At 68.3% G+C, this 25,167-nt stretch carries 21 protein-coding genes; 6 read left to right on the top strand and 15 right to left on the bottom strand.

Annotated elements, in window-relative coordinates; translation table 11 throughout:
- Nucleotides 1-113: 113 nt before the first annotated feature.
- From fliL to fliF, 7 genes are all read right to left on the bottom strand, one after another.
- Nucleotides 114-596, bottom strand: a complete 483-nt coding sequence (gene fliL / locus BLU54_RS02320; protein WP_091904129.1) for a flagellar basal body-associated protein FliL — start codon at nucleotides 594-596, stop codon at nucleotides 114-116.
- A gap of 371 nt (nucleotides 597-967) precedes the next feature.
- Nucleotides 968-2,497: a flagellar hook-length control protein FliK gene (locus BLU54_RS02315; protein WP_139169424.1), complete on the bottom strand. Its 1,530-nt coding sequence runs from the start codon at nucleotides 2,495-2,497 to the stop codon at nucleotides 968-970.
- Between the two features lie 4 nt (nucleotides 2,498-2,501).
- Nucleotides 2,502-2,951, bottom strand: a complete 450-nt coding sequence (fliJ, locus tag BLU54_RS02310) for a flagellar export protein FliJ (protein ID WP_091904125.1) — start codon at nucleotides 2,949-2,951, stop codon at nucleotides 2,502-2,504.
- A gap of 11 nt (nucleotides 2,952-2,962) precedes the next feature.
- Complete coding sequence (fliI, locus tag BLU54_RS02305; protein ID WP_407919390.1) at nucleotides 2,963-4,627, bottom strand: flagellar protein export ATPase FliI; 1,665 nt, start codon at nucleotides 4,625-4,627, stop codon at nucleotides 2,963-2,965.
- On the bottom strand, nucleotides 4,621-5,265 hold the full coding sequence (locus tag BLU54_RS02300) for a flagellar assembly protein FliH (RefSeq protein WP_091904123.1): 645 nt from the start codon (nucleotides 5,263-5,265) through the stop codon (nucleotides 4,621-4,623). The genes fliI and BLU54_RS02300 overlap by 7 nt, the downstream gene beginning before the upstream one ends.
- Nucleotides 5,258-6,253: a flagellar motor switch protein FliG gene (fliG, locus tag BLU54_RS02295; RefSeq protein ID WP_091904121.1), complete on the bottom strand. Its 996-nt coding sequence runs from the start codon at nucleotides 6,251-6,253 to the stop codon at nucleotides 5,258-5,260. The genes BLU54_RS02300 and fliG overlap by 8 nt, the downstream gene beginning before the upstream one ends.
- Complete coding sequence (gene fliF / locus BLU54_RS02290) at nucleotides 6,243-7,952, bottom strand: flagellar basal-body MS-ring/collar protein FliF (RefSeq protein WP_170844985.1); 1,710 nt, start codon at nucleotides 7,950-7,952, stop codon at nucleotides 6,243-6,245. The genes fliG and fliF overlap by 11 nt, the downstream gene beginning before the upstream one ends.
- 252 nt (nucleotides 7,953-8,204) lie before the next feature.
- Here fliF and fliE point away from each other — a divergent pair, with 252 nt between their 5' ends.
- A complete protein-coding gene (gene fliE, locus BLU54_RS02285) occupies nucleotides 8,205-8,585 on the top strand; it encodes a flagellar hook-basal body complex protein FliE (protein WP_091904117.1) in 381 nt (126 codons plus the stop codon).
- Nucleotides 8,586-8,596: 11 nt separating this feature from the next.
- Here fliE and BLU54_RS02280 read toward each other — a convergent pair whose 3' ends face one another.
- From BLU54_RS02280 to fliD, 5 genes are all read right to left on the bottom strand, one after another.
- Entirely contained in the window at nucleotides 8,597-8,884 is a 288-nt protein-coding gene (locus tag BLU54_RS02280; RefSeq protein ID WP_091904115.1) for an EscU/YscU/HrcU family type III secretion system export apparatus switch protein, read from the bottom strand.
- Nucleotides 8,881-10,011 (bottom strand): flagellar hook-length control protein FliK, encoded by a 1,131-nt coding sequence (gene fliK / locus BLU54_RS02275; protein WP_091904113.1) that lies wholly within the window; start codon nucleotides 10,009-10,011, stop codon nucleotides 8,881-8,883. Before fliK ends, BLU54_RS02280 begins: the two co-directional genes overlap by 4 nt.
- A 61-nt stretch (nucleotides 10,012-10,072) precedes the next feature.
- Nucleotides 10,073-10,426, bottom strand: a complete 354-nt coding sequence (locus tag BLU54_RS02270; RefSeq protein WP_091904111.1) for a flagellar protein FliT — start codon at nucleotides 10,424-10,426, stop codon at nucleotides 10,073-10,075.
- Nucleotides 10,423-10,869: a flagellar export chaperone FliS gene (gene fliS / locus BLU54_RS02265; protein WP_091904108.1), complete on the bottom strand. Its 447-nt coding sequence runs from the start codon at nucleotides 10,867-10,869 to the stop codon at nucleotides 10,423-10,425. Before fliS ends, BLU54_RS02270 begins: the two co-directional genes overlap by 4 nt.
- A gap of 57 nt (nucleotides 10,870-10,926) precedes the next feature.
- Nucleotides 10,927-12,933 carry a flagellar filament capping protein FliD gene (fliD, locus tag BLU54_RS02260; RefSeq protein ID WP_170844984.1) on the bottom strand — a complete coding sequence of 669 codons (2,007 nt, stop codon included), beginning with the start codon at nucleotides 12,931-12,933 and terminating at the stop codon, nucleotides 10,927-10,929.
- Here fliD and BLU54_RS23565 point away from each other — a divergent pair.
- Nucleotides 12,905-13,345, top strand: a complete 441-nt coding sequence (locus BLU54_RS23565) for a hypothetical protein (RefSeq protein ID WP_170844983.1) — start codon at nucleotides 12,905-12,907, stop codon at nucleotides 13,343-13,345. The genes fliD and BLU54_RS23565 overlap by 29 nt on opposite strands.
- Before the next feature lie 65 nt (nucleotides 13,346-13,410).
- Here the strand turns inward: BLU54_RS23565 and BLU54_RS02255 are convergent, their stop codons facing one another.
- Nucleotides 13,411-15,303 carry a flagellin N-terminal helical domain-containing protein gene (locus BLU54_RS02255; protein ID WP_091904104.1) on the bottom strand — a complete coding sequence of 631 codons (1,893 nt, stop codon included), beginning with the start codon at nucleotides 15,301-15,303 and terminating at the stop codon, nucleotides 13,411-13,413.
- 671 nt (nucleotides 15,304-15,974) lie between these two features.
- On the opposite strand from BLU54_RS02255, the gene BLU54_RS02250 reads away from it, so the two are divergent.
- Entirely contained in the window at nucleotides 15,975-16,247 is a 273-nt protein-coding gene (locus BLU54_RS02250) for a hypothetical protein (RefSeq protein WP_139169422.1), read from the top strand.
- 158 nt (nucleotides 16,248-16,405) lie between these two features.
- Here BLU54_RS02250 and BLU54_RS02245 read toward each other — a convergent pair whose 3' ends face one another.
- Together BLU54_RS02245 and BLU54_RS02240 are read right to left on the bottom strand one after the other, a co-directional pair.
- Nucleotides 16,406-17,056 (bottom strand): response regulator, encoded by a 651-nt coding sequence (locus BLU54_RS02245; RefSeq protein WP_091904099.1) that lies wholly within the window; start codon nucleotides 17,054-17,056, stop codon nucleotides 16,406-16,408.
- A gap of 156 nt (nucleotides 17,057-17,212) precedes the next feature.
- Nucleotides 17,213-18,016, bottom strand: a complete 804-nt coding sequence (locus BLU54_RS02240) for a sensor histidine kinase (protein ID WP_091904097.1) — start codon at nucleotides 18,014-18,016, stop codon at nucleotides 17,213-17,215.
- 506 nt (nucleotides 18,017-18,522) lie between these two features.
- Between BLU54_RS02240 and BLU54_RS02235 the strand changes: the two genes are divergently transcribed.
- The 3 genes from BLU54_RS02235 to BLU54_RS02220 all read left to right on the top strand — a co-directional run bounded on the left by BLU54_RS02235 (nucleotide 18,523) and on the right by BLU54_RS02220 (nucleotide 25,154).
- The gene (locus tag BLU54_RS02235) at nucleotides 18,523-20,853 is read left to right on the top strand and encodes a tetratricopeptide repeat protein (RefSeq protein ID WP_211435285.1); all 2,331 of its coding nucleotides are present in this window, start codon (nucleotides 18,523-18,525) and stop codon (nucleotides 20,851-20,853) included.
- An 838-nt stretch (nucleotides 20,854-21,691) separates the two neighbouring features.
- Nucleotides 21,692-22,663 carry a ChuX/HutX family heme-like substrate-binding protein gene (locus BLU54_RS02225; protein WP_139169417.1) on the top strand — a complete coding sequence of 324 codons (972 nt, stop codon included), beginning with the start codon at nucleotides 21,692-21,694 and terminating at the stop codon, nucleotides 22,661-22,663.
- A 1,222-nt stretch (nucleotides 22,664-23,885) separates the two neighbouring features.
- Complete coding sequence (locus BLU54_RS02220; protein ID WP_091904089.1) at nucleotides 23,886-25,154, top strand: amino acid deaminase; 1,269 nt, start codon at nucleotides 23,886-23,888, stop codon at nucleotides 25,152-25,154.
- Nucleotides 25,155-25,167 lie beyond the last annotated feature (13 nt).

Below are 25,167 nucleotides of genomic sequence, written 5' to 3'. Positions count from 1 at the left end.
CCGTGCGTGCAAACGGCACGACGCGCTCCGAGATTGTCATCATCGCCGACCCGGTCCCGCTTCGATCGCGGGAACAGAGCCGGCATTGACAGGCAGTTTGCTGCTTTGGCGGCTTACTGGATCACGAAATCGGTCAGCAGGACGCTGTCGACGCGGGCCGGTTCGCCACCCTTCGCGAACGGCTGCTCGGCGGCGCGCTTGATCTCCGCGGCCAGCGTGCGCTTGCCGTCCATCGTGCCCAGGTCGCTGGCGTGCTTGGACGAAAGCAGCAGCAGGATGCGGCTGCGCAATTCGGGCAGGTATTCCGCCAACTGGGCCTGCGTCTTCGCGTCGGCCACTTTCAGCGTGAGGCCGATGTGCGCGTAGCGGGAATCGTCGCCGTCGCTGCCGGCCAGATTGACCGTGAACGGTTCGAGCGCGTAGAAGACCGGCGGCTCCTGTTTGACGGGCTTGGCCACGCCTGCCTTGGGCATCAGGAAGAAGTAAACGCCCGCGCCGGCGCCGGCGATCAGGACGAGCGCGGCGACGGCGATCAGGATGAACAGCTTGGCGCGAGACTTCGGCGGCGCGGCGTTGGGAACGGCGGTGGTGCTCATGGAAAACGGTCGGACGTGGCGGGTGGAGTTGGACGGGCGCGGCGGCGGCACGGCGACAGGTGATGCCGGGGGCGGCGCACGAACCCCATGTCACGCATGATGCCCCGTCGCCGCGCGCGACGATCGCCCGAACAGGGCGGGCATCCCTGCCCAGCTTGGCGTTTTGCCTGTCCGGCGGACGACGTTGCACGGCAACGCGGCGATGCCGGTCACCGCCAGACGGACGACGGCGCGAGAGACAGGGCGAGAGACAGGGCGAGAGACAGCACGAGAGACAGCACGAGAGACAGCACGAGAGACAGCACGAGAGACAGCACGAGAGGCGGCGCGAGCGGCGGCGCTGGCTGCCGGCTCGCGCGGAAGCAGCCGGATCAGATGAACGTGTCGATGGCCGGCGCGTCGCCGCTTGACGCGCTTGTCAGGACCGACCGCGCGGCACTGTCGAGTTGCTGGCTTGCCGATGTGTGCGATGGGGCGATCGCCGTCAAGCCCGGACGCCGCTGCAACGTGCCGCGGCCGCGCGTATCGGCTTGCGCGCCGCTGCCCGCGCTGTTACCCGCGCTGTTGTCCATACCGTTACCCGAAGCGCTGTCGAAAACGCTGCCGTCCGACCCGTAGGACGCGGCGAGCGTCGGCGCATCGGCGATCTGCGTCTGGCCCAGCGTCATGCCGCTGGCGTCCAGTCGCTCGCGCAGTTGCGGCAGCGCGGCGGCCACCGCCTCGCGGACCGCGGCATGCGGCGACAGAATCTGCGCGCTGACCTGGCGATCCACCACCTGCAGGACGATCTGCAGCGGACCCAGTTCGGGTGGATTGAGCGAAAGCCTGATGTCGGTCGCGGCGCCGCGCGCGTGCACCGCAACCCGCGAGGAGAAGTCAGCGCCCCAGCGCGCGTCGCCGAGCGGGGTCGCGACGCCGCCGGTGGCATCGTCGAGATCGGCGATGCGGGCGAGCGAATCGGTGAGGCGCGACGGCGCGCTGGCGGTAGCAGTGTCGCGGACGGCACTGCCGGGCGTGGACGCTGACGTGTCGCGCGCGGATATGGCTGCATGAGCGGCTGCATGAGCGGCTGACGAGCCGGTACTCGACGCCGCTGCAACTGATGTCCCCCCGGCAACGATGGCGTCCTTCGATGAGTCGGCGTCGCCGGCCGCGTCGCTCGCGCCGGACGCCGCCAGGGCGGCGGCGCGCGGCGCACTGCCGACGTTGCGGGCGGAATCCCGCGCGCCGTCCGGGTCGACGCCAGCCGTCCTGTCGTCGCTGGCCGACTGTGCGTCGCCGGCCGGCGTGCGTGGCGCGATCGTGGCGTTGCCGCCGGCCGCCACGTCGACCGGCGGGATCGGCGTTGGCGTGACCGTGGCAGTCGTGGTTGCCTGCGCGTCGGATCGATCGCCGGAAGCTTGCAAGCCACGCGTCTTGCGTGCCGCCGAGGCTTCCGGATCGGCATCGTCGTCGCCGCTGACGCGACCGCCTTGTGCGGACGCCGCCGGGCTGGCCGCGTTGCGCTGTTCGGCGGCGCGCTGGCCAGCGCGGTCGATCAGTTCGAGCGCTTGCCGGTGCCATTGCGCGGTGCGTTCGTTCTGCGCCGCGCGCGCATCGCGTAGCTGCCCCGCCCGTTCGGCCGCGCCGTGCGATGCACGTGTGTCGCGCACGGCGTCGAGCTTCGCGTCCTGCGTGTCCTGGCGCGCCTGCGCCTCGCGCAGGGCGTCTCCAAAGCCTTGCGACGGGGTGCCCTCGCCGCTGCCGCGCAGCGCGCGTTTCGCGTTGGCAGCAGCAGTCGCGCTGGCCGCATCGGCTGCCTCGTCGCGCGTCTGCGCGGCCGCGCGCCGCTCGGCCGTCGCATTGGCGTGGATCGACGCCGTGGCTGCGCTGCGCGTGACCAAGAGATCGTTGTTGTTCATCGTGTCATTCCGCCGCTTGTCGGTCACGCGCGCGGCGCGCCGCGAACTCGTCGGTCTGCCGTTGCTCGACGCGCGCTTGCCGCGCTGCCGCGGCCCGGCTCGCGCGTTCGGCGAGCGCCTGGTAAGAGTTCAATTTCAGTTGCTTGGCCTGCAGGGTGCGCATCGCCGTCTCGACCAGCCGCTCCTGCGCCGCAACATCGCCCCGGTGCCGGATCTGGACATCGTCGAGATTGGCCAGGAACTGATGATAGTTGCGCAGCGACGCCATCGTCATGCCCTGGCTTGCTTCGGCGCGCATGCGGCCGGCGTACTCTGCGCGGTAGCTGTTCAGGCCGTCGCCTTGCTGGCGCATCGCGTCTAGGCGGCTTTGCTGCGCGCCGAGCGCGCTTGCGGCGGCGTCCACCTCGCGCTGGGCGAGATCGATCAGCATCGGGAACGGCAGACCGTGCGCCATCGCAGCGGACCTCAGGCGGTTTCGCCCAGCAAGGCGGTGAGTTGCGCGACGGCTTCGCCGTGGCCGCAGCGCTCGCGATGGCGCTGTTGCAGATAGGCCTCCATCTGCGGATACAGCGCGATGGCCCGGTCGAGCAGGGGATCGCGTCCACTCTGATAGGCACCGACGTTGATCAGGTCGCGATTGCGCTGATAGCGCGACAGCATCTGCTTGAACAAGCGGACCTTGTCGAACGCGCGGTCGTCAAGCAGCGCCGACATCACGCGGCTGATCGAGGCCTCGATGTCGATGGCCGGATAGTGGCCCGCTTCGGCCAGCGTGCGCGACAGGACGATGTGCCCGTCAAGAATGGCGCGCGCCGAATCGGCGATCGGGTCCTGCTGATCGTCGCCTTCGGTCAGCACCGTGTAGAAGGCGGTGATCCCGCCGCCGCCAGCGGGCCCGTTGCCGGCTCGTTCGACCAGTGCCGGCAGCTTGGCGAAGACCGAGGGCGGATAACCCTTGGTGGCCGGCGCCTCGCCGATCGCCAACGCAATCTCACGTTGCGCCATCGCGTAGCGCGTCAGCGAATCCATGATAAGCAGCACCTGCTTGCCCTGGTCGCGGAAATATTCGGCCAGCGAGGTGGCATACGCGGCGCCCTGCATGCGCAGCAGCGGCGATACATCGGCGGGCGCGGCCACCACGACGGCGCGTGCGCGCCCCTCGGCGCCGAGGATCTCCTCGATGAACTCCTTCACTTCCCGGCCCCGCTCGCCGATCAGCCCGACCACCACCACTTCGGCTGCGGTGAAGCGGGCCATCATGCCGAGCAGCATCGACTTGCCGACGCCGGAGCCCGCGAACAGGCCCATGCGCTGCCCGCGCCCGACGGTCAGCAACGCGTTGATCGCACGCACGCCGACGTCGAGCACCTGGTGAATCGGCTCCCGTTCGAGCGGGTTGAGCACCGGCGCACCGAGCGGTGCGCTGGCCTGGGCATCGATCGGTCCCTTGCCGTCCAGCGGCTGGCCGGCGGCGTCGACCACGCGTCCGAGCATGCCGAAGCCGACTGGCAGACGCTTCGCTTCGACCGGGCCACAGAGGCCGGCATCGGCCGGCACGACGCGCGCACCGGGCGCCAGCCCGGACAGGTCGCTGGTGGGCATCAGGAACAGCCGCTCGCCGTTGAAGCCGACCACCTCCGCTTCCGCGTGGCTGGCGGCAACGCGCGGACCGCCCGGCACCGGCCGGGCCAACGTATTGGGCAGTTCGATCAGGCAGGTTGCGCCGAGCGGCAGCGTCAGCCCGGTCGCTTCGAGCACCAGGCCGGCGGCGCGCACGATGCGCCCGCTGCGCGCGTAGGGCAGCACGCGTGCGCTCTGTTCACCCAGGGCGCCGATGCAGGTCCGCCACCGGGCGGCGTGCGCGGCGGCCGCCGCGTTCAGCGGCACCGGCGGCTGCGCCGGCGCGGCATCCAAAGCGGCCGCGCCGTGCTGCGACGGCTGCCGCAGCGGCTCGGCGTAGGCGTCGCCGTCGGCGGCGCCAGCGGCCGAGTCGTCGACCGCGCCCCACCGCAGGCCCGCCGACGCGAGAATTGCCGGATCGATCGGGTCCGCGCCGTTCTCGACCGCGACGGCGCGCATGGCGGGTGCGGCCGGTGCGGCCGGTACGGCCGGTCGCGCCGGCGTCACCACGGACGGTCCTTGCCGAGGGCGGTCACCACGCGGGTCCAGCGCGTCGCCAGTGTCGCATCGATCTCGCCGCTGCCCGCCTTGGCACGGCAGTCGCCGCGCGCGATCGTGATATCGCTGCGCACCGACCAACCGGCTGCGGCGAGATCGCCGGCCAGATAAGCGTCGACCACCGGCAGGTCCGCCGGGTTGACCAACAGGACCGGTGCGCCGAGCAGCGGCGGCTCGCTGTCGAGCAGTTCGCGCGCCGCGCCGAGGACCACGGTCGGGTCGGTCTGCAGCGCTTGCCGGACCACGCTATGGGCGATGTCCATCGCGGCGGCGCCGAGCGCCTCGGCCACTTCCTGGCTCAGCGCGTCGGCTGCCGCGGTGAACGCGTCGGCCAGCTCGGCGAGGCGCGCCGCGTTTTCGCGAGCCAGCGCGTGGCCGGCCGCCAAGCCCTCGGCGTGACCGGCGGCGTAGCCTTCGGCCAGGCCGGCCTGCCGCCCGGCGGCAAAGCCCTGCGCCTCGGCCGCGGCGCGCGCCACGGCGAGCGGATCGATCTCGGGCGCGGGCGGCGGGGGCGGCGGCGGATCGAACGACGCCATTTCCCAGCGCTGAAACGCACTGAGCTTTTCCTTCGGGATGATGGACTCAGACATAGGAGTCTTCCGCCTTGCCGCCGATCACGATCGTGCCGGCGTCGGCCAGGCGGCGCACCGTCTGGAGGATCTGCTTCTGCTGCGTCTCGACTTCCGACACGCGCACCGGGCCGCGCGTCTCCAGGTCCTCGCGGAACAGGTCGGCCGCACGCTGCGACATGTTGCGCAGGAACTTGTCGCGCAACTCTGGCGGCGCGCCCTTGAGCGCGACGATCAGCGATTCCGACTCCACTTCCTTGAGCAGCGTCTGGATGCCGCGGTCGTCCACCTCGAGCAGGTTCTCGAACAGGAACATCTCGTCGACGATCTTCTGCGCCAAGTCGCCGTCATAGCGCTTGACGTTCTCGATCACCGATTCCTCGTTGGCGCCGCCCATGAAGTTCAGGATTTCCGCAGCGGTGCGCGCGCCACCCAGCGGCGTGCGCCTGATGTTATCGCTGCCCGACAGCAGCTTGGTCAGCACGTCGTTGAGCTCGCGCAGCGCCGCGGGCTGGATGCCGTCGAGCGTCGCGATGCGCAGCACGACGTCGTTGCGCAAACGTTCGACGAAGCACTCCAGCACCTCGGAAGCCTGATCGCGATCCAGGTGGACGAGGATCGTCGCGATGATCTGCGGATGCTCGTTGCGGATCAGCTCGGCAACGGCGGACGACTCCATCCACTTCAGGCCTTCGATGCCGCTGGTGTCGCCGCCTTCGAGGATGCGTTCGATCAGGCCGGCCGCCTTGTCGTTGCCAAGCGCCTTGGTCAACACCGCACGGATGTAGGTGCCGGAATCGAGATTCAGCGCGGTGTGCTGCTTGGCTTCGTCGACGAAGTCCGCCAGCACCGAATCGATCTGGTCGCGCGACACGGTCTTGAGCTGGGCCATCGCGGCGCCCAGGCGCTGCACCTCGCGCGGGGCCAGGTATTTGAAGACCTCGGCCGCCTCGTCCTCGCCGAGCGACATCAGCAGGATGGCACTGCGTTGGAGTCCTTCAGCGTTCATCGCTTATCCAGCTCTTGACGACGGTGGCGACCACCTTGGGATCCTGCTGCGCGATCTGCTTCGCGAACTGCAGGTTGCGGTCGTGCCCGGCCAGCGCGGGCGTCTCGTCCGCGTCGGTGGCCACGCCGACCGGCGTGGCGACGAGCGGTTCCGCATTGGCCAGCGCGGGCGCCGCGACCGGCGCCTCCAACGCGGGCACCGGCGGCTTCAGCAGCTTCTTCAGCGACGGACGCAGCACACCGAAGAACAGGTACAGGCCGAGCAGGCCAATCAGTGCGTATTTCCCGGCGTCCTTCGCGAGCGCGATGTTCTCCGGCTGGCGCCACGCCGGCAGCGCGTCGCCGACCGGCGCGTCGTTGCCCGAGAACGCGCTGTTCACGACGTTGACCGTGTCGCCGCGCTTCGGATCGAAGCCCATCGCTTCCTTGACCAAGGCCTCGGTCTGCGCCAGTTGTTCCGGCGTGAGCGCGGTTGCGACGGTCTTGCCGGCGGCGTTCACCGATTGACGGTAGTTGACGACGACCGCCGCCGACAGCCGCTTGACGCCGCCCATCGGCTGCTCGATGTGGCGGACCGTGCGATCGACTTCGTAGTTGGTGGTGGCATCGCGCCGCGTGCTCGACGGCCCGTTGGCGGTCTGCGCTTCGCTCGCCGCCGTCGCGGCGCCCGGACCCTGCGCGGCGCCGCGCGGCCCCGCGTTGGTGACCGGCGCGCTTGGCGCGGCCTGCGGTTCGTTCGACAGGGCGCCGGGCACGCCGCCGGGCGGCGCCATGCCGATGTCGCGCGTCTCGCTGGTTTGCTGACTGCGCACGGCGGCTTGCGGTTGCGGATTCGGCTGGAACAGTTCCGCGGTCTGCTCGCTTTGCGAGAAGTCGACGTCGGCGCTGACCTGCGCATGGGCATTGCCCGGTCCGAACAACGGCGAGAGGATCGCCTCGATGCGTTGCTTGGTGTTCTGCTCGATCTGCTGCACGTATTTGAGCTGGCCCGCGTCGAGGCCGCTGCCGGCCTGCTGGGCGGTGAGCAGGTCGCCGTTCTGATCCACCACGGTGACGTTCTTGGCGGACATGCCCGGTACCGCCGACGCGACCATGTGCACCACGGCGCTGACTTGCGCGTCGCCGAGGGCGCGGCCGGCGAACAGGTTGAGCACGATCGACGCCGACGGCTTCTGCTGTTCGCGCACGAACACGGTCGGCTTCGGAATCGCCAGGTGTACGCGCGCGGACTGCACCGACGCGATCGATTCGATGGTGCGGGCCAGTTCGCCTTCCAGCGCGCGCTGGTAATTGACCTGCTCCGCGAACTGGCTGATGCCGAATTTCTGCGCGTCGAGCAATTCGAAACCGACCGAGCCGCCCTTCGGCAGGCCTTGCGAGGCCAGGCGCAGACGCGCCTCGTGGACCGATTCGGCCGGCACCAGGATGGCGCCGCCGTTGCCCGAGAACTGGTACGGCACGTTCATCTGCTGCAGTTGCGCGATGATCGCGCCGCCGTCGCGATCCGACAGGTTGCTGTACAGCACCTTGTAATCGGGTGCGCGGCCCCACAGGATCAGGACCACGATGGCGGCCAGCGCCGCCGCGGCCGCAACGATCAGCGGCAGACGACGGTTGGCGCGCAGGCGGGCGATGATCGGCGCGCGCGCGTCGATCTCGCGCGGCGCCGGCGCGCTCGTGGCCGGCGGCAGGGTGCTCATCTGGAACGTCTCATCGGCTGACTCCGGCGGGCGGCGGTCCCGCGCGGCGGGTAGGATTCTGGGGTGGCCGGCGGCACGCGCCATGGCGACTGTCGGGGCCGATTATCCACGCGCGGGGCGCGGCTCGATCGGCCGATAAGCGGCTGCTTATCGTGCCAAATGCGACGATCGACTCGCCACGGCGCCGCGTACAGTGCAAACTCGTCCAATCCGGCGGACCGCGTCGCAGCGCGCCCCGCCCCGAACCGCGCGATGGAATCCTCGATCAATCCGATGGGCAGTGCGTTGTCGCAATTGCGTGCGCTGGCGAGCGAAGCGGCAGGCGTGCCGGCGACTGGGCGCGCGGGCAAGGCCGCGGGCGTCGGCAAGACCGATGGCGCGGGCCTCGACGAGGCGGGCGGCGTCGGCGGTACGGACTTCGCGAGCGTGCTGAAACAATCGTTGGACAAGGTCAACGCGTCGCAACAGAGCGCGCTCGGACAGGCGCGCGCATTCGAGATGGGCAGCAGCGACGTCAGTCTCAGCGACGTGATGATCGACATGCAGAAGGCCAATATCAATTTCCAGACCGCGGTGCAGGTGCGCAACAAGCTGGTCAGCGCCTACTCCGAGATCATGCAGATGCAAGTCTGAGCACGGCCGGCTTAGGGCATCGTGGCCTCCGGCGCCTCGTGGCCGGCTTCCAACTGGTACAGCCAGGCCAGCAGCTCCGCCACCGCCTGATAGAGGGCTGGCGGTATTTCCCGATCCAGGCCGACGTTCATTAACAGCGAGACCAATTCGGGCGATTCGTGCACGTGCAGTCCGGCCGCCTTGGCGCGCGCGACGATCTGCTCGGCCACCAGACCGTAGCCCTTGGCGACGACGGTCGGCGCGCTTTCGCCGGTGCGGTCGTAGCCGAGCGCGACCGCGGTGCGGCGGGCGCCGCTCACGTGCCGCCCCGTACGGCGAATTCGCGCACGCTCAAGGTCTTCAGTTCGATGCCGGCCGCCTGGATGCGACGGCGCAGGGCTTCGCTCGCGTGCAGCAGCGTGGCCGCGCTGTGCGGCGATGCCTTCAGCTTCGCGCTGAGCCGCGCATCCTGCAGTTGCAGCTCGACATCGACCGCGCCCAGCGCCGGCAGGTCCAGGCGCAACTGCATCCGCCAGTTGCCGCCATCCGCGTCCTGACCGGCGCCGCCATCGCCGCCATCGCTATTGCGCCGCTCCGATTGCTCGATTTCCCAGGCCATCGATGTGCCGGGCCACGCTTCGCCGTGCCAGCGGAGCAGGGGTGTCTGCAGTAGCTCCAACTGTTGTCTGACGAGGCGCTGCAGCGCTTCGGGCACATTGGCAATCGCGGCGTCACCGCTTCCTTTCGCTGTGCCACCGGTTGGGTCCGCGCTTCCGTCCAGGTCCAGGCCGGTGAAGGCGGACAAGGCCGACAGCGTGTCGGCCAAGGGCGCGCGCAGCGTAGCCAGCAAGGACGGCGGCGTGTCGGCCTGCGCCCCGCCGGGCGTCGACGCCTGTGCCTGGAAGCGGGCCTGCGGCTCGCCGTCGAGCAACGTTCGGTCGCGCTGGCCGGTTGCCCACTGGGCCAGATGCGATTCGTAGAACAGGCCGCTGCTTTCCAGCGTGGTCACCAGCGCCCGCGCCAGCAGCGCGGTGAATTGCGTGCCGGCGACGACCTGCGCGTGCGGGTCGTCGGGCAGCGCGGCGCGCGCCGCCGACGGCGAGACCGGGCAGAGCGGGCGGTCGGCGTCGATCACGGGGGCTTCGCCCGGCAGGCGCAGCAGGGCGTCGAGCGTGCGGGCATCGGCGCTCAACACGGCACGGCTCGCGGCCGTCGCCTGCGCGTCATAGGCCGCCGCGCCCGCACCGCGCGCGGTCCGACCGTCGCCCTGCGATGGCGTGCCCTGCGTCAGCGCGGTATTGAGCTGCTGATGCAACTGTTTTTGCAACTGCTGGCCACCGCCCACGCCAGCGTCGGTGTTGAGCGCGGCCCGGCCGCCGGTGACGCCGCCGAGCGCATCGGTGCGAACGGGTGCCACCGGCGTGACGATGCGGTCGATGCCATTCATCGTGTTCCTCGTGTCGGCGGACGGCCGCGCGACGGCGCGGCCGCCGGTCGGATGCCGTCGCTCAGTCGCGGCGCGCGCCGTACGCCGATTGCATCGCGCGGCCTTGCCGGCCGGTGGCGAGCAAGGCGGACAGGCGCGCCAGTTCCGGGTGGAGCAGGTCGCGAATCTTCGCGTCGTCGTCGAGGATGCGACGGATCACGTCGTGCTTGCGCGCGCGTTCCTGCGCGTTCAACGGCGCCGAGCGGTCGCTGCCGTCGTCGACCGCGTCGAGGCGCAGCGCGTCGACCAGACCGGAGTAGCGCGACTGGACGCTGGCCAGCCAGTCCCACTGCGCGCTGTCGGCCGCTTGACGCATTTCCTGCATCATGTCGGCCAGCGCTTCGTAGCGGACCATCATGTGTTGGAAGTCGCTCATGCCGTATACCCCACCGGGCGATGGCCGGCGGTCGCTTGGGCAACCGGCGCCTGGGGCGGCACGGCGGTGCGCCAGGCGTTTTCCAGCACCGCCAGCATCTGATCGACGTTGGCGAGGCGCGTCTCGTCATTGCCGAGGTTGGCTTCGGTCAGCTGCTGCAGCATCGAATCGTAGTGGCCGACCAGACGCGCGGCGAGGTCGCCGCCGTTGTCCGTGTCCAGGCCTTCCTTCAGGCCCCCGCCGATGATGCGGACTGCCTTCGCGATGGCCACGCCTTTCTCGGCGAGGCGTCCGGCGCGCAGGTGCAGGCGCGCTTGTGCGATCGCCGTGCGGCTGGCTTCGAACATCATGATGGTCAGCCGCTGGGGGCTGGCACCAACCACGCCCGTGTCGGTGCCGATGCGGGCGTAGGCGTTGGCGCCGAAGGAGGAGGGGGCGTACATGGTTTGCTCCGTCGAAACGATGGGGTCGAGTGTGGCGTCGCCGCGAGGTGGCGCCGATCAGCTGCTCGTCGTGCTGTTGAACTGCGCATCGAGCAGGCTCGACGCGGTCTTCATCTTGGTCAATAGTGCGTTCAGCGCGGTGAACTGCGCTTCGTACTTGGCCTGCACCTGGTCCAGGTGAGCCTGAAACTTGGTCATCTGCGTGGTGATCGCGGTTACCTTGTCGTCCAGCGTGCCGGTGGCCGTCGCGATGGCGCCGCTCGTGCTCGTCACGTCGGCGACGTACGAGTAGAACTGCGCGGCGAAGCCGACCGAGTAGGACACCGTGCCGCGCTCGCCGGTCGTGTCGCCGCTGACTTCGACGGCGAGGCCCGCCACCGCGGTGCCGGTCTGGCCGGTCAGCGTCTGCCCGGAGCCGGTGGCCTGGAAGCCGCCGATGGTGCCCGCGACGTCGACGCCATCCGTGGCGCTGAGGCTGCTCGTGCCGAACAATGCCGAGGCCGACAGACCCGTCACCGTCAACTTGGAAGCCGAACCGTACGCGGTGGAACCGATCGTCAGCGTCCCGTCGCTGTTCGCCGACACGTTGACGGCACTCCCCGCCGTCTTGAACGTGCTGTCGTCGTTGATCGCCGTCTGCACTGCCTTCGCCAGTTCATCGGCGCTGGTGTAGGTCGCTTGCGGGATCGAGATATTGACGGTCGCGCCGTTGAGCGCGACCGTCAGCGAGATCTTGCTCGACGAGGCCGACGTCAGGTTGGCCGCGGCGGTGCCGCTTGCGCTGGCCTGCGTGGCGGCGCGCGTGATGTCGATCTTGTACGTGCCGGCCTGCGTGCTGGAGCCGGCGGCCAAATACGAAACGCGCGCATCGGTCGTCGTGCCGGCCGTGCCGAACAACGCCGCGAAGTCCGACAGATTGCTGGACAGCTTGCTTTTCAGCGTGGTGGCGTCGAGCGACAGGCTGCCGTCGCTGCCGTAGCTGATGCCGACGTCGGCCAGGGTCTTGAGCGTGCCGCCGCCGTCGATCGAGCTGGTCGCGATGCGCTGCAGCAGGCTCTTGATGTTGTTGACCGTCGAATCGCCCAGCAGCGCGCCGTTCTTCGACGAATCGTTGGCGTCGTAGTTGGTCAGCGTGTTGATCGACGTCAGCAGCGTGTTGTACGCATCGACGAAGGTCGCGATGTTGGTTGCGATCGTGTCGGTGTCGTTACTGACGGTGAGCGTGGTCGAGCCGGTCTGCGCGAGGCTCAACGTGAAGCCCGGCAGCGAACCGGACACCGTATTCGTCGCGCTGCTCAGCGATAGGCCGTTCACGGTCAGCTTCGCGTCCTGGGCGGCCACCGTCTGCGTCATGCCCTGCGAGCCGGTGCTGGCCGGGTCGTAGGCGAGCATGCCGGCGACCGTGCTGTCGCCGCTCGCGCTGATCTTCAGCCCGCTCGCCGCGCCGGTGGTGTTCGACGTGATCACCAGTCGGTAGGGCGTGTCGCTGCCATCGTTGACGATCGAGGCGGTGACCCCGAGGCTCGCCCCGTTGATCGCGTCGCGGATACCGGCGAGCGTGTTGTTGGTGCTGTCGATCGTCAGCGTCTTGGTGGTACCGGCCGACGTGAAGCTGCTGCTGGAGGTCGCGTTGCCGTCCGCGTCGGTGCCCGTCGTCGTGCTGACCGTGCCGAAATCGAACGTCAGTGTCGTGCTGGTGTTGCCGCCGATCGCGGTGGACAGGCTGCTCTGGCCGCTGGCGACCAGCGTCTGTGCCTGCGCGAGTTGCGACACCGCCACCGTATAGCTGCCGGCCGACGCACCGGTGTAGACCGACGCTGTCGCGACACTGGTGTTGCTGGAGCTCGCCGCGAGCGACTTGAAGTTGGCCGACAGCGTGAGGTTGCTGATCGCGGTCTGGAAGGTGGTCAGCGCGGAACTGAGCGTGCCGTAGGCCGAGATCTCGGTGTTGACGCTGTCCTTGTTGGCCTGATACGTCGTCAGCGGAATGCTCGCGACCTGCATCAGCCCGGTGAGCAGCGACGACAGCGAGAGCGTGGTGCCGATGCCGAGCGAGGAGATCACCGACGCCGCGCTCGAACTCTTGGTGGTGCTGGCGCTGCTGGTCGTGCCGGACGAAGTCGACGTGCTGGACGAGGCGGTGGAGGCCGTCGTGGCGGTGCTCGACGTCGACGTGATCGTGGTGGCCATCGGTTCGCATCCGGAGACCGATGCCCGAGACCGAGGGTCCGGGCGCCGGCGAGTCAAACGTGCCGCCGTTGCGCGCCGGCGCCCCTGCAGGGCGGCCGCACGCGCGCGGCGGATGAAACCCGAGCCGTTGGACGTCGCGCGCGGCGCCTGGCGCCGCCGGTGGTCCGGCCCTGTCCCCGTCCTGGCTGTCGCCGCTGCGGCGCCACGCTCCAGACCGGGACGACCCGCCGAGGCGGATCATCGATTCGTGCCGCGTCGACCGAAGCCGACGCGGGTGTTGCGGTGACCGGCGCGGGGCGGGCGAACCCGCCGCGTGTCGAGTCGGCGGGGCGAACCCGCCGAGCGAAGCGCTTACTGCAGGAGCTTCATGATCTGCGCCGGCTGCTGGTTGGCCTTCGAGACCATCGCGATGCCGGCCTGTTGCAGCACGTCGGCCGTCGACAGCGTCGAGGCAACCGACGAGTAGTCCGCGTCGGTGATCGTCGACTGCGCCGAGGTCACGTTCTGGACCGTCGCGTTCAGGTTCGAGATCGTCGAGTCGAAGCGGTTCTGAATCGCGCCGACGCTGCCTTGCAGGTCGCTGATGGTCGACAGCGCCGCGTCGATCGACTGGATCGCCGAGGTGGCGCCCGACGCGGTCGAGATGTCGAGGTCGGCGAGCGTGCTCGACTTCAGGCCGATCGTGTTGTTGCCGGCGACGGCCGGCTTGGCTGCGGTGGCCGCAACCGCGTCGGCGCCGTTGGTCGTCGAAGAGTCCGCCACGCCCAGCGAGGTCGATGCGCCCGCGACCGAGAAGTTGCCCGCCGCGCCGGCGGTGCCGGCTGCAATGGTCAGCGTGCCGCCAGTGTTCGTGACGCTGAACGCGCCCGCGCCGAAGCCGGTGGTCGCGTCGTTCAGCATCGTCTGGACGGCCGTCGCCAGCGCGTCGGCATCGGCGTACGCGGCTGCGGTGTCGAGCGAGAACGTCTTCGTGCCAGCCGCCGTCGTGACCGAGAACGAGTTCGCGGCGCCAGGCGCGGTGTAGTCCAGCGCGGCGGCGCTGGTGCCGGCGACCGATGCGGCGACCGCGGCGCTGCCGGCGGTCGCTGCGGTAGCGGCGGTCGAGCCGTTGATGCTCGCGGCTCCCGTACCGCCGATGGTGATCGCGCTCGAGGCCGACAGGCTCAGCGTGCCTTGCAGGGCCGTGCCGATCTTCGCGGCGTTGGTGCCCGTCGACGTCAGGATGCTGTCCGCGGCAGCCGTGCCGGTCACGTTCGAGTTCGACTGCGTGACGGTGATGTTGCGGCCGTCGGCGGCGCTCAGGACCAGCGAACCCGTGTCGCTCAGCGCGGCGGAGACGCCGGTATCGCCCGACACCGAGTTGATCTGCGCGACGAGGTCGCCGGCGCTGAGGCTGGTCTGGTCGGCGCTGAACGTGTAGCCGTCGTCGCCGAAGACCTTCACGCCGTTGATCGTCATGTTGACGGTATCGCCGGTCGTGCCGGTGATCGCGCCCGACGCCGAGCCGTTCAGTGCGAACGTCTGCTGGTTGCTGGCCGTGGCGGTCAGGCCCGACACGTTCGCGTCGTTGATGGCAACTGCGGCGGCGTAGGCGCTGTTCGCGTCCTGGCCGACCGATGCGCCGGTGACGGCGGAGCCGACCGAATACACCGTGCCGTCACCGACCTGGATCGACAGCGTCTTGCCAGCCAGGCCAGTGCCGGTCACGTTGGTCGTGGCCGCTGCCGTTTGGCCGATCTGGTTCGTCTTGACGCCCTGGCTCAGGTTGACCGTCGACGTTTGGCCGGCGTTCGCGCCGGTCTGGAAGCTGGCGGTGCCGAAGCTGCCGTCGAGCAGGGTCTGGCCGTTGTACTGGGTCTGCGTAGCGATCGTGTTGACCTGCGCGAGCAGCTGCTGCGCCTGCTGGTTCAGCGACGCACGGTCCGAGGCCGAATACGTCGAGTTGGCCGACTGCACGGCGAGCGTACGGACCGACTGCAGGTTGGCCGTGATCTGCGACAGCGCCGAGTCAGCGGTCTGGGCCAAGGCGATGCCGTCGTTGGCGTTGGCGATCGCCTGGGTGCCACCGTTGATTTGCGCCTGCATCCGGCCCGAGATGGCCAGGCCGGCGGAGTTGTCCGCCGCGCTGCTGACCTTCTTGCCCGACGAGAGCTGGGAGATCGCCGAAGTGTACGTCGCCTGCGACTTGTTCAGGTTGCTTTGCGCGATCAGCGAAGCGGTATTGGTGCTGATGATCTGGGCCATGAGGCGCTCCTTTATCCATTGGGTGGTGCATGCCGGCAGTTCGCCGCAACGGTTGTCGCGTTCCGGTCGAGTTGCCGTACGCCGCCGTTGTATGGGTTATCGGACGCAATCGGCAAAGCTTTAGACCCGCTTCGCAAATTCGTTGCGACGCCGTCCGGCCGTCCGCCCCTGGAGGGCGCGCCGCCTTGGCTGTCACGCGAATGACCGCCATCTTAGGCGCGGGCGCGCGGCGGCCATCCCTGAAACAACGGGTAAAGAGCAGGCCAATTCGGCGCCGAGGCGCGGTCGCGGGCGCCCGGCGCAGTTTCGCTGTTCGCAGGCGTTCGCGACGGAGCCGGCCATCGCCGCCGGGTGGGGCGGGGGCGGGGCGGCCGCGCGTCGAGGTGATCGCTCGCCCGTGCGGCGTGACGCGTGCCGATGCTAGGATGCGACCTCGCCGGCAGCGCGCTCGCCTCGCGCGGTTGGCAAGGTCGGCGGAATCAGCAGAGGCGGCAGAGGCGGCAGAGGCGACGTGGCGCGGCGCGGTGCGCGACTGCCGTCGCCATGCCAACGGCGGCGTCAGGCTGCGCGCCTTACCTGCTCGACGCTGCGACCGACCATGCGGCCAGAGCGTGGCGGCATGCGCGACTGAATGCGCGACTGAACGCGTGATCCAATACCGGAGCCGATCCTTGAAGAAACGAAGCCCAGCGGGCGCGCGACGCATGAGCGACGCGGCCGCCTTCCTGCGGGTAACAGCCTGGACCTGGCTGGGCATCTGGGTGGCGGGGTCGGCGGGTCTGGTCCTCACCGCGGCGCGGCTCGGCTACGACGCGCCGGTGGTCCCGACCTCATGGGCCGCCATTGTGTCCATGCGCCACGTCGTATGGCTGCTTGCCGGCCTCGGGGGGTTTCTTGTGCTGCGCCTGGCGGCTGCGGTGCTGGGCGCGATCAGCGGCAACTGACTGCGGCATTTCGACATGTCGCTCCGCGTCGGCGGTGCCGACGCTGTGCCCGACCCGGCCGACTGTCACTGAGACCGACCGGTTGCGCGTCCTAGCGCGCCGCGCGCGCGCGCCGTGGCCGCTACGGCCGCTACGGCCGTTATGGCCGTCACGGCACTTCAGGCCTGCGCCGGGCCCAGGTCGACGAGACGGTTGTGCATCACGTAATACGTCAGCTCAGCGTTGTTGGCGAGGTTGAGCTTCTCCAGCAGGCGCGTGCGATAGACGCTGACGGTCTTGACCGACAGCGACAGCATGTTCGCGACATCGGTGAGACGCTTGCCGGAGCCCAGCATGCACAGGGTCTGGTATTCACGATGCGACAGGCGCTCGTGAGCCATCTGTCCCGAGTTGGTGGCGACATAGCTGACCAACGCGTCGGCCAGCGATTGACTGACGTATTTGCGCCCACTCAACACCTGCCGCACCGCGGCAAGCATCTCGCCGGTACTGGCGGCCTTGCTCAGATAGCCAGCGGCGCCGGACTTCAGCGCCCGCACCCCGTACTGTTCTTCGTGGTACATCGAGAAGATCAATACGGGCAACTGTGGCCAATGCCGCTTGATGCGTTGCAGCACGTCGATGCCGCTGATGTCCGGCAGCGAAATATCCAGCATGACCATGTCGCACCGGGTCTGCTCCAGCATCGCGAGCGCCTCCGCGCCGCTCGCCGCCTCCACCGCCTGATCGATGGCCTTGCGGTCACTCAGGAGCTGAGCGACGCCCTGGCGGATGATGGCATGGTCGTCGACGAGGAGGAGCGTGGTCATAGAGGGCGGTCGAGGGGCTGCAATGATCGGGGCGGTCGGCGTGCAGGGTGGCACTGAAGCACCGTGGCAACGGTTTTGCTGTCCGGAATCGAGAAATCCGCGCAGCGGCTCGGGATCGGGCTACGCTGACCGACGGTGGCGGTATTGGTCTCGATGTCAGTGGGTGCGGCTCGGCACCGGACTTGGAAGCGGAGCCGGCGCATGCAGCGGCGCGTTCAATGTGATCTCGGTGCCGTGCGGTCCGCTCGCTATCGAAAGGGAACCGCCGAGCGCCTTCGCGCGGTGCCGCATTGCCGCGCAGTCGCCGGCACGCGGCGCGAAACCGCAGCCGTCGTCGCACACCCGCACGCTCAACTGTTCGCGCTGCGCCGACACTTCGATCGTCAGTTCACCCGCGCGGCCGTGTCGCGCGGCATTGCTGCAGGCTTCTTGAACGAGACGGAGCACGTCGAGCGCCATGTGACGGTCGAGCCGCGCATCGAGGCAGCCGCTGAGACGAAGGTCGATGGCGATTCCGGTGCGCTGGCCGAACTCGCCGGTCCAACGCCGCATTGCGGCACTGATCGACGCGTCGAGCTGCGTGGTCCGCAAGCCGTCCACCGCGCGACGCATCGCCGAGCATGCATCGTCGAGCGTACGTTCCGCCGTGTGCAACGCTTCGCTGCAGGCGCGCGGTGCGTCGGCCGGCAGAAAGGTCTCGATGCGAGCCAGGGCGAAGCGCAGTGCCGTGAGCTGCGCGCCGAGGTCGTCGTGTAATTCCGCAGCCAGCGCGGCGCGCACGGCTTCGCGAGTGGTTCGTTCGACAGTCAGCACGTCGACGGCCGAAGGCACCGCGTTGCCTGCCAGCGCCGCGGCAGCGTCGGACGGCGGGGCGGCCGTAACGTCAAGCGAAAGCCCGTTGCCGATCGTCGCACGCATGCCGCCGCCGACTTCGATAGAGTCCAGAATGACTTGCCGCACGTGTTCTTTCCCGAGAGTTGGTACTGTCGTTGAAACGCGCCCGCCCGGCCTGCCATTGCGGGTTTAAACCGTAATGCCGTGTAGGAAAAAGACCTATCGCTGGGTAGGTCCGAAACCGACAGGGCGCGATATTATCTTAAAAATGTGTTTGCAGCATGACGCCGATCAAGCGTGTGCTTTTGCGCCAACAGGCGGTTGCAACGATGGCGGCAGCGAGAGCGGGCGGCGTGCTCGATAGAATGGCGTCATTCCGCTTTCAACAGTGCTTTCCCGGCCGCCATGCACCGTCTTTTCCACCTGTCAGCGTCATCCGCCAGCCCGCACCGAAGGGGCTCGGTAGCCAGTCGAGGGCCCGGCTCGCCGATCCCGCTGTCCGAGCAGCCGCTTGACGTCGGCAGCGCATCGTTCGATCCGGCTGTCACACGTGCCCGCGCAATCACGCGTGCCCGCGCAACGCGATGAAGGACGAACCGCATGATGATGCGGCGTCTGCGGAGCGCAGAACATTGCCTGCGTCACCCGTGACGGAGGCCATGCCGGCCGCAACGGACGCACAGCGCGGCGCAAGCGTTCTTCGTTGCGGCGTGGCGGCCGGCCAGACCGACCAGACCGACCAGACCGACCAGACCGACCAGACCGGCCAGAGCGGCCAGAGCGACCAGACCGACGCCGCCGATCGTGGCGCGGTGGTGACGACCCTGGTCGCGCTTGCCAAGGTCCACCTCGACGAGGACGCGGCCGACAAGGCGTGCGTGCTGCTCGATGCGGCGCTCTTGCTGCGGGCGGGCGATCGCGTCGCGGCACGCTTGCGGGCTCGCGCGCTGCGTTTTCTGGGACGAAACGAAGAGGCTGCCCAAGGCCTGGAACTTCTGTCGCAGCCTGCCTCGGTGAGCGCCGTGCCCGGCCTGCCGGAACCGTCGGCTCGCAGTCTCTCGATGGCATCGTCGGGCACGGCGGTGGACGTGCCATCGCGGTTCGCACCCGACGACTGGGCGACCTGCATTGAACTGGCTCATGCGCTGGCCGTGCCACGCACCGGTGAGCCGCGCCGCGCGCGCGTCCTGCTGGATCAGGTGCCGTTGGCGGCGCGCGACTTCGACTGGCTGCTTGCGCACGCCGCCGCCGAATCGGCGCTGCGGCGCCCGGTGGCCGCGCTGGAGGGGTTTCGGGACGCATTGAAGCTTGCCGGGACGCCGGTGGCGGCGCTCGAAGCGACGCTCGGTGCCGCCCAGGCACTGCTCGACATCGATCGGCCCTTGCGGGCGATCCAGGCTCTGGACGAGGGCGGGGCGCGGGCGCTTGCCGTGCGGCGCGCCGCGGGGACAGACGGCGAAGTGACGGCATCGGAGGTCGGTGCAGGCAGCGACGCGCGTTCGCCGGCGGCCGATCCACATGACGAGGGCATCGCGTTGTGGATGCGTTTCGGCCAACGCGGGGCGCAGGCGCTCACGCTTTATGGCATGGCATTGGCACGCCTGGGCGAGGCGGGACACGCGGTGTTCGTCCTGGAGCAGGCAACCCGCGCAGCGCCGAATTACGCCGACGCGTACCGGCAGTTGGCCGGCGCGCTGCTGCTGCTCGGCGAAAGCGATGCGGCGCTCGCATGCCTCGCCTCGGCGCGACGGATTCGACCCGACTGGCCAGAGGCCTGGCTGGACGAAGCAGGTGTCCGGCTGCGGCGGGGCGAGCTCGAAGCCGGTTTCGCGGCTTACGAGCGGCGCGAGTCGGCACGCGAAGCGGCGCGCCGCTCGGAACAGTACTGGCACGGCCAGTTCGATCTGCGCGGCAAGTCCTGCCTGGTCCTGGCCGAACAGGGTTTCGGTGACACGCTGCACTTTATAAGATATATACCGATATTGCGGGCACATACCGATCGCGTCATCGTCGAGGTCCAACGCGCCCTTTGGCCGGTCGTGGCGCCGATGGCTGCGCAGTGGGATGTCACCGTCATTGCGCGAGGCGAACCTCTGCCTGATGCCGACGCATTCACCTTGTTGATGACCTTGCCGCACGCATTGCGCACGCGACTCGACAGCATTCCCGATAGGGTGCCGTATCTCTTTGCGCCGGCGCGCGAGCGTTTTCGTGCCGCATGCGCGCCGCCGCTGGCCGGCAATCGATGCGGTGAGCGGTCCGAGGCGGCGAATGTGCCGTCAAAGCCTGGGTCGGCCTGGCTGGCCGACCCAGCGGCGACGGCCAGCCCGGTGCCGACAAACCCGCCCGCCGACGGTGGGCACGCCGATCCCGCTGCTACCGCAATTCCCACGGGGCACGAAGCAGCCGAGCCGGACACAGAGACGAAGAGGGGGCTGTCCGGCGTGCCGGCAAGGACCGTTGCCGACCGACGCCGCTTGCAGGTCGGCATTGTGGTCTCCGGTAATCCGGAATACGGCAACGACGCGATGCGCTCGATGCCGCTGCAGGCCTTGCTGGCGCTGGCGACGCTGCCCGACGTCGACTATCACTGGGTCCAACCCGAGCCAAGACAAGCCGATGCCGCCGTCGCCGCAGCGTCCTGGCCATCGCTGCGCCAGCCCGAGGCGCTGATCGACTTCAGCGACACCGCGCGGCTGTTATCGAGGCTCGATCTGATCATCACGGTGGACACCGCGGTCGCTCATCTCGCCGGCGCGATGGCACGGCCCGTCTGGATCATGCTGCCCGCGCTGGCGGACTGGCGCTGGCTGACCGATCGTGCCGACTCGCCGTGGTATCCCACCGCGCGGCTGTTCAGGCAGCCCAAGGCGGGTGACTGGGCGTCGGTCGCAGCGGCTGTGCATGACGCGCTGACGGAGTTCTCGGCCGCAACGCTCGGGCTGCCGCCGCATCGCTCGTGAGCGTCGGAAGGTGACGCTCATCGACGGCAGGTTGCGCCCGTCGGAGCGATTTGCGAGGGCTTCGGTCCCTTGCTTGCGCATTTGGCGTGGCGGACTGCATCGATGCAGGGCGGCGTCTGCCGCAGTAGGTGACCATGCCGACGCTCGATCTTCTGGGCGCGCGTGACGTTTCTTGTCCCTCAACCCGCGAAAAGCGGACGCACTGCGTCGCCGTTGGTTGGTCCGCAACGGCGCGCGCGGCCGCGCGCGCAGCGCTGCGGCGGCGCCTTGCTCGACTCGATGCCGACGCCCCCGGACCAGCGGCCGCCACGTCGGCACAAATGCGTCGACTGCGCGCCGCAGCAAGTCGGACGTCTGGGCAGAAACGGTCATTGGAACGCGCTCCGGCGCGAGCTGGCGGCGACCAACTCACTGACGCGCGATACATGACTAAGCTGTCGTTCAAAGCGCGTCACAATTCACGCGGTGTCACGCGGTTTGAGGCCGCGCCAGCGGCTGCGGCTGCGGGACGGTGCGGACCAGCAAGGCGCCACCGTGCGTCGCCGCAGCCGGGCCCAGTCGATCGCGCTTGACCGTTGGTTGAGGGGGGGCGGTGCTCAATCACCACGCGAATGGACGGTCGCGCGCAGTGCGTGCCGCGGCGCTCCACGGTCCGAATGTTTGGGCGTCATGGCGGCAGGCTGCGAACCATGCGTCTTGCCGGGTGCAGTTGACCGGGCAAATTGATCGTCTGGCGGCGTCTGACCGCCGGGGCAGTGCGACACCTCGCCAAGCCGCGCTGCACCCGGCAGCGCGCTGGCGTTTGCGCCGGCAAGAAGGCGGTAATCGGAACGCGGATGTGCCTCTTTACCCGATAGATCAAACCGCGCATGCCGTGGGCGTTGCGCGCACAAGCGACCCATGCGCGACGGCCGCGCCAAGAGCGAGATGCCTGCGTGACGCGCTGCGTGCAGTCGGCGCGGCCGCGATCGACTGCGAGACGTTTACCGAAAACAACGGCGCGAATCTGCGCGTCGCCGGCACCTATGCGCATGTCTGCGCCGGCGGTCATCTGGTTTTGCAGCCCGGCGGCGTCGACCTCCGCATCATCCCCGGTACCGTCGACACCGTCGACTTCCACGACCCGGGCGCTGGGCTACGGCAGCGAGCGGTCCTGCTCAGCGGGGGCAGGGCGGTCCACCGGGCGACATTTCGATTGGCGGACGGCAGCGACACGCTGAGCGATTGGCGCGGTCGACATGCGCTGTCATCGCGCCGCATTGCTTTGCCGAGCTACCGCGCCGATGACAGCATCGAAGCATTGTGGCGAGCGCTCACCGATATCCACCATTTCGAACCCATGCTGCGCAGCCGCGGCATCGAGCGGTTGGCGGCTTACCGGACCGTACCCGAAGACCTTGCCTGCTGCATTCCGACAGATGCTGTGCGTGCGCTGCTGTACGCGCTCGACCGAATGCAGATGACGTTCATGGCGTTTGTCGGCAACGCAGCGGTCGTCCAGATCTTCACCGGGCGCATCGTGAAGCTGGTCGAACTGCCGCGGTGTGGACAGCTGATTCTGCATGGTCGGACGCAGAACGGATCGGCGGCGGTACTCCGCCTGTCCGAACGGGCGGTGGCGGAAGTCTGGCTGGTGCGACATTTCTCGCGCGACGGTCCGATAGAGAGCCTTGAGGTATTCGATGGCGCGGGCAAGCTGCTGGTGCAGTTCTTTGACGCCAGGACAGAGGGGCGCCCGCAAAGCGCGGTTTGGCAGCGCCTGCTTGGCGAACTGAAGGGCGCGGCTGCAGGGTGGCGTACCGGCGCCTGACCGCGCGGCGGTCGAGATAAGAGGAGGGCGTCGGCCTGTTATCGCATGACTGGCCGGACTTATCGCATGCTATTATGCTTAATATATATACTGAATATAAAAAAGATAATATATACAAAAGCATAGCGATGATGTTTAGTATCCGGAATTCAATTGGCTTGGATCTTCCTCATCGGGCGGACTGGCTCGGCAACGCGAGTGGCGTCTGCTCATCCAGATCGTTATAAGCGGGGTGTAAGGCGCTGTTCCACGAGGACAACCGTCAAAGGGGGCGTGCGTCAGCGACACGAAGACCGACCCACCGAGCCCGCATGCCACAAAGTCCCGGCAATTTTGCATCCCCGAAAGGCACCGAACCTCAAGAAAAGTATTAGGTCCGTTAAACAAGGCGATGTTGTGCAAGGACAAAACGGAAATATTGAAACACTGGTTCGATGATATGTCATAACGGTTCTCAAGAACCAGATGCAAGACATTGATAAAAAGAGATCTTTATAACGCCCGGGAAATTCGGGGCCGTGGGAACACAGATTCGAAACACCTGAAGTATCGCCACCAAGGTGTTGATAAACGGTAAGTAGTTGGCCGATCGACGCGGCTTGCGTGTCGACCTCTCTCTAGCATGCCCGTTGCGGCGCATGTGGCGTCAAGTCGCCTTCCAAAAACCAGTCGAGCATCGTGCCGGATCCGGAACGCCTTTCTTGCCACATGCTAGTCAGGCATCCGAAGGTACATGGCAATGGTACGGAAGCAGCGCGCAGGTGAATGTCTATGGGCCGACAAGGCCGCGCACCGATGCCGGCCGTGTGCCGGGCCGTTCTTCTAGCCAATCGAGCGTGCCAGTGCCGCTCCGCGCGACCGCCACGCGGTAATTTCCCGGTCGATTTCAGTTGGCGAGCCCGCACTCGTGGTCACGCCTGCGTTGGCCGCGCCGGTCGGAAGGGCAACGACCGCGCGGTGCGAGCATCGTCGCGGGCGAACGATGGAAACCGTACCGTCCGCATTCACTTTTCGGCCCGCATAGGTGCCAAGCGCACAACGCACGTTCACCTCTGGCGGCCGCTGGCGCCGTCCGGTCTTCCACCCACGCTGGGATGATGGCCACTTGCGAGCTGCCGAAAGATCGGCGGCGCAAAGAAAATATGAAAATTATTTTCTTACGATCTGGTAATTTTCGCTTCCAAGCGGTATTTTTCGCTGGTTACCGTCGCGCGGAGGCACCATGCCTGAAATTAAGTTTCAACCTGGACCCCTTGATCTTGAAACGAAGGGTATTGGCGCGGCGCCGGCCGGCATGGCCATCGATGCGGTAGGACAATTGGGTTGGTCGGTCCTTGCGGAAGATGTCAGCCTGCCCGTCGCCGTGCTTCGCGACGCCCGCATCGAACACAATCTCCAGTGGATGCAGACCTTCATCGAGCGGTATGGGGTTTCGCTTGCACCGCACGGCAAAACGACGATGAGCCCGGCACTGTTCCGGCGCCAGATCGAGCACGGCGCCTGGGGCATCACGTTGGCGACGGCGCCGCAGGTCAATGCCGCTTACCGACACGGCGTGCGTCGCGTGCTGATGGCCAATCAGCTGGTTGGACGCGGCAACATGGCCATCATCGCCGACCTCCAGCGTGACGACACGTTCAGCTTCTGCTGCTGCGTCGACTCCGCCGACAATGTCGATGCATTGGGACGCTTCTTCGCGGAGCGCGGTCAGCGTCTGCGCGTCCTGCTGGAATACGGCGTCGCGGGTGGCCGGACCGGCGTGCGAGACGAGGCGCAGGAGCTCGCCGTACGTGAGGAAATCGCTCGCTGGCCGCAGTCGCTGTCCCTGGTCGGCGTCGAGGTGTACGAGGGCGTGCTGAAGGAAGAGGCGGCCATCCGCACCTTTCTTCGCAAGGTGGTGGCCAGAACGACGACGATTGCCGCGGCGGGCGAGTTCGCCGAGCCGAGGGTCTTGCTTTCGGGCGCCGGCTCTGCATGGTTCGACGTCGTCGCCGAGGAGTTCGCCGGGCAGGACGTCGGCATGCCGCTGGATGTCGTGCTGCGCCCCGGCTGCTACTTGACGCACGACGTCGGCATCTACCGCGAGGCGGAAACGCGCATCCAGGCGGAGAATCCGGTCGCGCGCGAGATCGGGCGGTCGCTGCTACCGGCGCTGCAGGTCTGGGCCAACGTTCAATCGCTGCCCGAGCCGGGCCGCGCAATCATCGCGCTCGGCAAGCGCGACGCGGCGTTCGACGCGGGCCTGCCGATCCCTTCGCTGCATTACCGGCCGGGCGATGCCGCGCCGGTCGCCGCGCCGGAAACCTGGGCGGTCACCGCGATGATGGATCAGCATGCATTCATGTCGATCCCACACGATGCACCGCTGCGGGTCGGCGACATGATTGCGTTCGATATCTCCCATCCCTGCCTGACCTTCGACAAATGGCGGCAACTGCTGACCGTCGACGAAGCGTATCGGGTGACGGGCGCGGTCGCGACGTTCTTCTGAGGCGGCGGCGTCA

The organism is Chitinasiproducens palmae (genome assembly GCF_900095735.1).
Lineage (GTDB): Bacteria > Pseudomonadota > Gammaproteobacteria > Burkholderiales > Burkholderiaceae > Chitinasiproducens > Chitinasiproducens palmae.
The sequence above is the reverse complement of the archived record's forward strand: the minus strand, read 5'-3'. Positions and strand labels throughout refer to the sequence as shown.

Coding starts and splice junctions, on each gene's coding strand:
- BLU54_RS02255 (WP_091904104.1), bottom strand. CDS start 15,303: ATGGCCCAGATCATCAGCACCAATACCGCTTCGCTGATCGCGCAAAGC.
- fliS (WP_091904108.1), bottom strand. CDS start 10,869: ATGTACGCCCCCTCCTCCTTCGGCGCCAACGCCTACGCCCGCATCGGC.
- BLU54_RS02300 (WP_091904123.1), bottom strand. CDS start 5,265: ATGTCTGAGTCCATCATCCCGAAGGAAAAGCTCAGTGCGTTTCAGCGC.
- fliG (WP_091904121.1), bottom strand. CDS start 6,253: ATGAACGCTGAAGGACTCCAACGCAGTGCCATCCTGCTGATGTCGCTC.
- BLU54_RS02270 (WP_091904111.1), bottom strand. CDS start 10,426: ATGAGCGACTTCCAACACATGATGGTCCGCTACGAAGCGCTGGCCGAC.
- BLU54_RS02315 (WP_139169424.1), bottom strand. CDS start 2,497: ATGAACAACAACGATCTCTTGGTCACGCGCAGCGCAGCCACGGCGTCG.
- fliJ (WP_091904125.1), bottom strand. CDS start 2,951: ATGGCGCACGGTCTGCCGTTCCCGATGCTGATCGATCTCGCCCAGCGC.
- fliF (WP_170844985.1), bottom strand. CDS start 7,952: ATGAGCACCCTGCCGCCGGCCACGAGCGCGCCGGCGCCGCGCGAGATC.
- BLU54_RS02220 (WP_091904089.1), top strand. CDS start 23,886: ATGCCTGAAATTAAGTTTCAACCTGGACCCCTTGATCTTGAAACGAAG.
- fliL (WP_091904129.1), bottom strand. CDS start 596: ATGAGCACCACCGCCGTTCCCAACGCCGCGCCGCCGAAGTCTCGCGCC.
- fliK (WP_091904113.1), bottom strand. CDS start 10,011: ATGAATGGCATCGACCGCATCGTCACGCCGGTGGCACCCGTTCGCACC.
- BLU54_RS02245 (WP_091904099.1), bottom strand. CDS start 17,056: ATGACCACGCTCCTCCTCGTCGACGACCATGCCATCATCCGCCAGGGC.
- fliE (WP_091904117.1), top strand. CDS start 8,205: ATGGAATCCTCGATCAATCCGATGGGCAGTGCGTTGTCGCAATTGCGT.